General features: G+C 51.0%; 8 protein-coding genes. 4 read left to right on the plus strand and 4 right to left on the minus strand.

Going from position 1 to position 8,133, the window contains the following annotated elements; all coding sequences use genetic code 11:
- Positions 1 to 43 precede the first annotated feature (43 nt).
- Both CQ007_RS18635 and CQ007_RS18640 read right to left on the minus strand, forming a co-directional pair.
- A complete protein-coding gene (locus CQ007_RS18635; RefSeq protein ID WP_105647346.1) occupies positions 44 to 415 on the minus strand; it encodes a flagellar protein FlaG in 372 nt (123 codons plus the stop codon).
- 73 nt (positions 416 to 488) lie between these two features.
- On the minus strand, positions 489 to 2,741 hold the full coding sequence (locus CQ007_RS18640) for a flagellin (RefSeq protein WP_105647347.1): 2,253 nt from the start codon (positions 2,739 to 2,741) through the stop codon (positions 489 to 491).
- 701 nt (positions 2,742 to 3,442) lie between these two features.
- On the opposite strand from CQ007_RS18640, the gene CQ007_RS18645 reads away from it, so the two are divergent.
- On the plus strand, positions 3,443 to 4,237 hold the full coding sequence (locus tag CQ007_RS18645; RefSeq protein WP_105647348.1) for a hypothetical protein: 795 nt from the start codon (positions 3,443 to 3,445) through the stop codon (positions 4,235 to 4,237).
- Between the two features lie 82 nt (positions 4,238 to 4,319).
- Positions 4,320 to 5,252, plus strand: coding sequence for a hypothetical protein (locus tag CQ007_RS18880; RefSeq protein WP_146114610.1), 933 nt, complete (start codon positions 4,320 to 4,322; stop codon positions 5,250 to 5,252).
- 647 nt (positions 5,253 to 5,899) lie between these two features.
- On the opposite strand, the gene CQ007_RS18655 is transcribed toward CQ007_RS18880, so the two are convergent.
- Both CQ007_RS18655 and CQ007_RS18660 read right to left on the minus strand, forming a co-directional pair.
- Positions 5,900 to 6,235 carry a YhfG family protein gene (locus CQ007_RS18655; protein ID WP_105647349.1) on the minus strand — a complete coding sequence of 112 codons (336 nt, stop codon included), beginning with the start codon at positions 6,233 to 6,235 and terminating at the stop codon, positions 5,900 to 5,902.
- 240 nt (positions 6,236 to 6,475) lie between these two features.
- Positions 6,476 to 7,264: a hypothetical protein gene (locus tag CQ007_RS18660; RefSeq protein WP_105647350.1), complete on the minus strand. Its 789-nt coding sequence runs from the start codon at positions 7,262 to 7,264 to the stop codon at positions 6,476 to 6,478.
- 244 nt (positions 7,265 to 7,508) lie between these two features.
- Between CQ007_RS18660 and CQ007_RS18665 the strand changes: the two genes are divergently transcribed.
- Entirely contained in the window at positions 7,509 to 7,763 is a 255-nt protein-coding gene (locus CQ007_RS18665) for a type II toxin-antitoxin system ParD family antitoxin (protein WP_036988764.1), read from the plus strand.
- Complete coding sequence (locus CQ007_RS18670) at positions 7,763 to 8,059, plus strand: type II toxin-antitoxin system RelE/ParE family toxin (protein WP_105647351.1); 297 nt, start codon at positions 7,763 to 7,765, stop codon at positions 8,057 to 8,059. Before CQ007_RS18665 ends, CQ007_RS18670 begins: the two co-directional genes overlap by 1 nt.
- Positions 8,060 to 8,133 lie beyond the last annotated feature (74 nt).

Here is an 8,133-nt window from a genome sequence, read left to right on the forward strand (position 1 = left end):
CGGGGGAGAGGGGGAAACCAGCCATCAAGCAACCACCATCCCCTCAAACCTCAACACTAAACAACAAACTCCGAATCTCCGACAAATTCTCCGCCAACCGCACCGCCTCTTCCGACGGAATCTGGCGAATCACCTCACCACTACCCGCCTCGGTCACCTTCACCAGCATGCGCCCGCTATCATCATCCAGCTGAAACTGGATGTTATGCTGCGCCGCCTGCACAAAATTCTGCATCTCCTCAACCGCCGCCAGCACCCGCTCGCGATCCGGCTCGGCCATGCCCTGCTTCTTCAACTCCTCGGCCTGGCTGACATTCGCCGCACCGACCGAAACAACGTCATTTATATCATGCGTTCTGGCAGCCGAGGCACTTGCCCCTACCCCGCCCCTGTTACTGAGTGTTCCCATATCCATGGTTTTTTCCTCGCACAGGACAAGGCGGGAGAAGAGCAACCCCTTCCCCCGCCCGTCATACCGTCAGCTTACCTTAGCCCAGCAGGCTGAGGACCGCTTGCGGCAGTTGGTTGGCCTGGGCCAGCATCGCAGTACCCGCCTGCTGCATGATCTGGTTCTTGGCCAGGTTGGCGGACTCGGCAGCGTAGTCAGTGTCAACGATACGACCGCGGGCGGCAGAAGCGTTCTCACTGATGTTCTGCAGGTTGCTGATGGTCGACTCGAAGCGGTTCTGCACCGCACCCAGCTTGGCACGCTCGCTGTCGATCTGGGCGATGGAGCCGTCCAGTACCTGGATAGCCTGTTGAGCACCTTCAGCGGTGGAGATGTCCAGGTTGGCTACAGACGATTCCTGAGTCACTGCAATAGTGCTACCCTCAGTCAGGCCAAGCTTGCTCAGACCAGTGCCTGCAGCACCATCGGCTACGGTGAAGTCATTCTGCGAGAACAGCTCCAGTTGACCGTTGTTATTGCTCGCAGTCACCCCAGTACTGGCGGTGTTGATGGCAGTCACCACCGCTTCCATATCACTACCTTCAGTCAGCTTTACCTCGGTACCGTTCAGCGTGATGGAAGTATTGGCGTCCAGCTTCACCTTACTCTCACCGGCGGTCAGGCCTAGCGAAGCCAGCGAACCACCGCCCACCAAAGCAGTGTCTGCCAGGATGATGTTCGCCCCATTCTCGGAGTTCAGGCGCAGGCGTCCACCATCTAGCGTAGCGGAAGCCACACCATCAACAGCTGCCAAATCGTCCAGCAGATCCTGGTAGGTGCCAGTGCCATCCCAGCTGATGGTAGTGCCGTTTACGTCAATCGAGCCAGTTGTGGTCAGGTTGGTAGCCGCTGTAACACTGCTCGCTGATGGCTGAGTGGTACCAGCGGTCAGGCCCAGAGCACCGACAGTCGCCGCATCACCACCAATAACCAGCGGTGTGGTTGAGAGCAGTTCCAGTTGGCCACCATTATTGGATGCAGTGACACCGGCATTGGCAATATCAGTATCACCATTGATAGCCGCGACAACCGCATCAATATCCGCACCAGTAGTCGCATTAAGAGGCAGATCGATGCCATTGATGCTCAGGGTGCCAGCGGTACCGGCATCACCTGTGATTGCAGCGAAGCCTGTACCAGAAGCTGTTGCTTCCGCAGGTGTAGTGCCAGCGGTCAAGCCAACGGCATCAACAGTCGCGGTATCGCCACCAATCACAATATCACTGGCAGAAGTCAATACTACTTCACCAGAAGAACCGTCAGCAGTGACACCGGCAATGCCTGCTCCATTAATGAGGCTGGCAACAGCATTAGCGTCAGCAGCATTTGCAGTAGTCAGACCAATATCTATTCCATTAATAGTCAGATCGCCACTCGAAGTACCGTCTACGATAGCAGTGAAACCTGTACCAGAAGCGGTTGCTTCCGCAGCTTCAGTGCCAGCAGCCAAGCCAACGGCACCAACAGTCGCGGTATCGCCACCAATCACAATATCACTGGTAGAAGTCAATACTACCTGACCAGAAGAACCATCAGCATTAACTCCAGAGATATTCGCAGCGTTGATTGCAGCGGCGACGGCATCAGCATCAGCACCGTTAACCGCATCAAGCGCAATGTTAGTACCGTTGATGCTCAGGTTACCGGCGGTGCCTGATGGATCGGCAATGGCGGTAAAGCCGGTACCTTCAGCACGCGCCACACCACCAACCGGCGAGCTTACTACGCTGGCAACCATGCCGGTAGCAGCAGCACCACTGGCAGTGGCAGAGCTGAAGTTACCGCGCAGTGCCGAGGCGCTCACATCACTCAGACCAAAAGATACCGTCTCGTTGGCATTGGAGCCAATCTGGAAGCTGGTATTACCCATGTCACCATTAAGCAGCTTCTTGCCACCGAAAGCAGTGGTTTCGGCGATACGGGTCAGCTCACCGGACAGAGCAGAGAACTCCTGTTGCAGAGCGGCGCGCTCGGTATCGCTGTTGGAACCGTTGGCAGCCTGCAGGGCCAGGTCACGCATACGCTGCATGATATTGGTCGATTCCTGCATCGCACCTTCAGCGGTCTGGGCAATGGAAACGCCGTCGTTGGCGTTCTTCACAGCCACGTTCAGGCCATTGATCTGGCTGGTCAGACGGTTGGAAATCTGCAGGCCCGCAGCGTCATCTTTGGCGCTGTTGATCTTGGAACCAGAAGCCAGACGCTCCAGGGAAGTGGACAGGTTATTGGTAGAAGCACCCAGGTTCCGCTGGGCGTTCAGAGAAGCAATGTTGCTGTTTACTGTAAGGGCCATGGGTAAATCTCCGTGTGACCAAATCAATGTTTGCCTGAGCTAGCGACTCATGGGCGGGCTAAGCCCAGGCACCCATAATGTTCGCGTTCAATCCCGTTATCGGCGTACTGGCCAGGAGCTTTAATCTTTTTCAGAAAAAATTTCCCCGCCGCCTTGACAGCCCCAAAAGCCATCACCGCCGACACCCAAGCTATCGGTCACCCCAGCAAAACCTTTAGCCCAAAATTCCCCCTCTCCGGGGTGTAGCGCCCCCGCGCTACGCCAACGGTCTAGCAGCCCCGACCCGTCTCATCAAGCAGACGCTCAACCGGCATAACTCACACCAAAGAGCCTCCGGAATCCCCGGGGTGGTTCAAACCTTTTCTATGGCTTTCGTCATATTATTTTGGAATCATACGGACATCAGGGTAGGAGTGAAGAAGCAAGGACAGCCTGCAGTCCATACCAGATCGAGAACACACCAGCTTGCCCAGCTGCTGAGGGATGAGCGGTAGCGTGCTTGCCGGAATGATTTTCATCCAGTAGTAATGGATTCACGAAAAGACGCAGTCAAGCGAATACGCTGAAGGGCTGCGGAGTTATCTTTAACTTATTGTTTTAATGTGTATTTTTCAGACAGAATTTCGGTGAAGCGGAGTTATGTCGAACAAACGATTATGTATTAGTACCGCATGCGGTCTAACATCTAAGGAAGCAAACCAATGTATAGGCAGGCCGTCATCACGTTCATCGATATCCTTGGCTTCAAGCACCTCATCAGCACAAGTACGTTTGAAGAAGTCTCCCAGAAGCTCAAGACCATACGACGCCTTTCAGATGTCGATGACCAAACAGATGGCGAGAGTTTTGAGCCGAAGATCGTTCAGTTCTCTGACTCAATAATTCGAATTCGACCACTCGACTCGAAGGCAAACAAAGAGTCTCGGTACGGCTTGATGTTCTACGAAATGCTTGATCTGGTTCACATGCAAGGGGAACTGATCAACCACGGCATTTGCGTGCGTGGGGGAGTCTCAATCGGTGATGTGCACGTCGATGACCAAACGCTCTTTGGTCCCGGCTTTGTCAGAGCCTATGAGCTCGAATCGGTTTACGCCAACTTTCCGAGAATCGTTGTTGACCCAGCGTTGATTCAGCAACTCCGGAAGGACAAGCGCCTTGCCTCCACGCACAACACATTGGCAGATGAGTTCGCCTACATCAGCAAGAACATTCGAAGAGAGAGCGACGGAATCTACTTCATTGATTACCTTCGATCATTTCAGACTGAAATCGATAAACCGGAAGACATCCCTGTGTTCTTTCGAAATCACAAGGAACTAGTTGTTAAGAATGTCGGTGGCGCTACTCAGCTAAATCCGGTTTCTGCCAAGTACCTTTGGATGGCGAGCTATCACAACTCAGTCATCCATGAGTTCAATGAGGAATTCTGGAAGCGAGAAGAACTGGAGATAACACCCAAAGAGGTTCCCATGCTTCAGTCCGTCGAGGTCTAACCCTTCCATCAAAAGGACGCCACAAGGGCTGCACCCTTGAGCCGCCTCTCATTTCAAACGTTAGTAGCCATAGGGTAATAGTGTGATTTTATCGATAAGAGAAAGGAAAAACATCAAAGAAACATATGAAATTGTTGGGGAGGCCAACTCATCAATTCGTTATCAGATAAAAAAGATAAAACACTTATGCAAAGAGATTGAGACTGAACTTGACAAGCCAAGGAATACCTTTTACATAAACTCAATCTCTTTTGATTATAGTATTGATTTCCTCATAAATGGCTTCTCTGTACTCATAGAATATTACCATACTTGGGTCCTTCAGCAGCGCATCGGGCTGCTATACCCAAAAGTAAAGATCAGCTACAAGGCAATCAAAAAAAATGATATCAAAGCAATTGATAAACTACTTCGGAGTTACAAGGCTGGGATTACAAACAGCCCTGAACTATATTCGTTTAATTTTTACGAGAAATGCAGGTCCTTATATATATCTGCAATGGAAAACTTTTTCACTGGAAAAAACCATGAGATTTTTGTGCTAAACAATTACATTAAGCACAATAGCATTATGAGGTCTTATGCGCCTTTAACTGTCTTGGATAATAATTACTTCTCTTTTCCTTACCTGTACATTCATGAGTCCCATGTTGATTTGTTAAACAATTCACTACTACGCAGTCTATTTAAAATTACTGTAGATGATATGGATGGACGCATTGACAATGAGCACTATAATGGCAAGATAGAGCTCTACAAAATTGGAAGCTTAGATATTTTAGAGGCTAATGGATTGGAGTATGTTAAGTGCAGCTCATATGTAGGTGTAAGCATCGAATCAATACTTGAAACTATAAAAAATGCGTGCACATCCATTCTGGATTTAATGCTTGAAGAGATCCGTAGTAATGGCATTTCTGGGGGGTCTTGTATTGATGATCTCACATCATTGAAATCTGAATTCACAGATAGAAGAGCAAAAACATTGTATAATAAAATAAATAAAAACCACTAACAAGGCGCTTAACCATAACTCGCTACGCTCGCAACCAAAAAGGGGTCAAACCAAAAAGGTAACCAAAAAGGGGTCAGGTGCATTTAACAAAAAGGGGTCAGGTACATTTAACGGGTACATTTAACGGGTACATTTAACGCTGGTACATTTAACGCTCATGTAACGCTAAATATGCCTTTGTAGCAGCTGAATGAGCGCGGCAACTGTGCGCTACTGAATATCTCGCCGACTACACGCTGGGAAAGTGCTTCATTAGCAGCGAAAAGGGGTCCGAAAAGGGGTCACGAAAAGGGGTCAGGTCACGAAAATGGGTCAGGTACATTTTCGGTAGGTACATTTTCGGTACTGCAAGCGCCCTCCCCCGCACCGGCACTTCAACAGCGCTTGAAATCCTATTGGTTGGCAGAAATTAGCGAGAAAAATACAAAGCTTAGTGACATGAGCATGATGATGGCATTCTTGGGCGAGTTTCAAAAAAAGAGGAAACTGCCGGAACAGGCGGAGGAGTTATTGGTCAAAAACCAACAAAGGGGTCAAACAAAGAAACAAAGGGGTCAGGTACATTTTCTGTTGAATACCCAGCTCGTTTTTCAACACGTCGGTGCCAGGGTAGCAGTAGTGATCCTGAGCAGCGTCGTATCTATCCATTAGCTGGCTTCCCGGTATTCAGCCAGAATCTGCTCCAGCGATTGCTCGGAAACATCTTCCTTGATTTCGAGGCCCTCCAGGCGTGAACTATTGATAAAGTTACGCTTCTTAATTTTCTCATAGCGTTCAGCAGGAGACTGAGGCTCTTGGCAGAAAGCAAAGGCATTGACCAGTGCTTCTATTTGCTGCTGTAGACTGTCAAGCGTTCGACCGGGTAATTCGATACCAATAAGCTGCCTGAGTTCGGAGCGGATAGTCTGAACTGACTTCCCTTTCAATGCTGTGTCGATATCATCACGACGATGGGTCAGTGCGTGCCGAGCCTGACAGATCATTGTCAGTAGTGTGCTCCAGCTGTGCGCATGTAGCTGGAAACCAACCTGAGCGCTCAACCGATGCTTGACTTCACTGAATGATCCGTACGCTTTCAGCTCATCAACAATGGTCGCAAGCCCAGCGAGCTGGGGGTATCAGCGGGCTGTGTCATGCCATCATCCTCTGGGTGTGCGTAAGCTATAGCCAGATTGGTCCAAGGGGTCAGGTACATTTTACGCCGAGGCAGCCCTCCGGTTCAGCTAGCCATCTTCCCTGATCGTTGCCCTTTGCAGAGCGCCCCGTCTCCACGGCGTGTCACTTTCCTTGTCGCGCAGCTCTCGATCCAAGGGCGGGTAGTAGATGCAGTCGGGCTTCGTATCCGTGAACCAAGACCACTTCACGATGAGTGCTGCACAAAACAAGACGACCATCGTGACTAAGGGAGCCGAGTTACCCAGTGCACCATAGATGGCGTCGATCATGCCAATGCCATTCGGTATTCGCTGCGCAATGACCCAATCAACCAACGCAGTCAGAATCACAGCCGCTGTCAATTCGCCTGCCTGCTCGCGAGACGCTCTTTCTGCTTCCCGCGCCTGCACATGCTCCTCATACAGACGGAACAGAAAAGCATCTTTCTCAAGCAAAGCCCGATCTCGCAACTCGCGGGTTGGCACATAACCGAGTCCTCGCTGATAAGACCGGAGGTCTGGCCCGAACAGCCGGGGGAGTCGCGCCGCCAACAGATACCAAATGTGCACACCAATCTGACGCAGAAGAAGCAGAACGACCGGGATCACTATGGCAACAGAGAAGGTGAAGGCGACAAAAACCAGCGAAAGCCAACCCACATCGTGCAGCAATTCCATATCGCCAGGGGACCACTGCCACAGCCCTCGACCGACACGGAGCATCATGGCCATATCCAGGAACAGTACGGCGCAGACTAGCCGTAATGCCCATTGAGAACTCCATGCCCGCTCCAGAAGCCCAACACCTCGCTGAGCCAAGCTGGTACCAACCGTTTTATCTGTGTCGCTTTGTGCCATTTGTATTTCCTCGCATTGAGTGATCCGGCTATCGCCCGCTCGCAGGGTTTTCGCCGGTTTGGTAGTTGATCAGTGCCCAAAGTGGCATCTCTGCAGGATGCGGTCTTGCGGTAGGCGAACCCGACGTTCTCAATAACACCACCAACGCCAGAGCAGGAACCAGGTACATTTCCCCGCAGCATTGATGCGGCTCGACACAGTGGTATGATATTGTCATACGTCTGCTTTGTGAGGAGCACCAGCTATGAGCATGCACCGGAAAACCATCACGCTGACTGAACAGCAAGACGACTGGGTTAAAGGTCAGGTCGAAAGCGGCCACTTTGGCAATGATAGTGAGTATATCCGCGACCTCATCCGACGAGACCAGCAGGCCAAGAAACGCCTGGCCACGCTGAGGCAGGCGCTCATTGAGGGAGAGTCAAGCGGAAAACCTAAACCGCTCGATATATCAGCTATCAAAGCAGCTGGCCGTAAAAGGATGAAGGCGGCTAATTAATGCTTAAGCTAAGCGTCACGCCGAAGGCGGAATCTGATTTGACGGGGATCTGGCTATATACCTGCGAAGAAAGGGGTGTTGATCAGGCAGATAAATATCTGGATCAGCTTGAGGCAGGTATGCAACAGTTGCTTAATCATCCATCGCTCGGTACCAACTATACCCATGTTCTTCCTGGATACCGCAGATTACAAGTAGAGCACCACGCTGTTTTCTATAAAGTTATAGAGCCGGAGGTGCTCGTTATTCGTGTGCTGCACGAGGACATGGATGCTCCTCAAAGGCTTCTGGATTAGAAGAAGGCTTCAGTCTGCCCCAATGCTGTTGGCGTAGCGCGGGCGCGCTACACCCCGGAGAGGGAGAATTTTGG

Origin of the sequence: Pseudomonas sp. MYb185 (assembly GCF_002979975.1) — a bacterium.
In the GTDB taxonomy this organism is placed as follows: domain Bacteria; phylum Pseudomonadota; class Gammaproteobacteria; order Pseudomonadales; family Pseudomonadaceae; genus Halopseudomonas.

Bases quoted from the DNA above. Each gene is read 5' to 3' on its own strand.
- CQ007_RS18635 (WP_105647346.1), bottom strand. From the start codon at position 415: ATGGATATGGGAACACTCAGTAACAGGGGCGGGGTAGGGGCAAGTGCC.
- CQ007_RS18640 (WP_105647347.1), bottom strand. From the start codon at position 2,741: ATGGCCCTTACAGTAAACAGCAACATTGCTTCTCTGAACGCCCAGCGG.
- CQ007_RS18645 (WP_105647348.1), top strand. From the start codon at position 3,443: ATGTATAGGCAGGCCGTCATCACGTTCATCGATATCCTTGGCTTCAAG.
- CQ007_RS18655 (WP_105647349.1), bottom strand. From the start codon at position 6,235: ATGATCTGTCAGGCTCGGCACGCACTGACCCATCGTCGTGATGATATC.
- CQ007_RS18660 (WP_105647350.1), bottom strand. From the start codon at position 7,264: ATGGCACAAAGCGACACAGATAAAACGGTTGGTACCAGCTTGGCTCAG.
- CQ007_RS18665 (WP_036988764.1), top strand. From the start codon at position 7,509: ATGAGCATGCACCGGAAAACCATCACGCTGACTGAACAGCAAGACGAC.
- CQ007_RS18670 (WP_105647351.1), top strand. From the start codon at position 7,763: ATGCTTAAGCTAAGCGTCACGCCGAAGGCGGAATCTGATTTGACGGGG.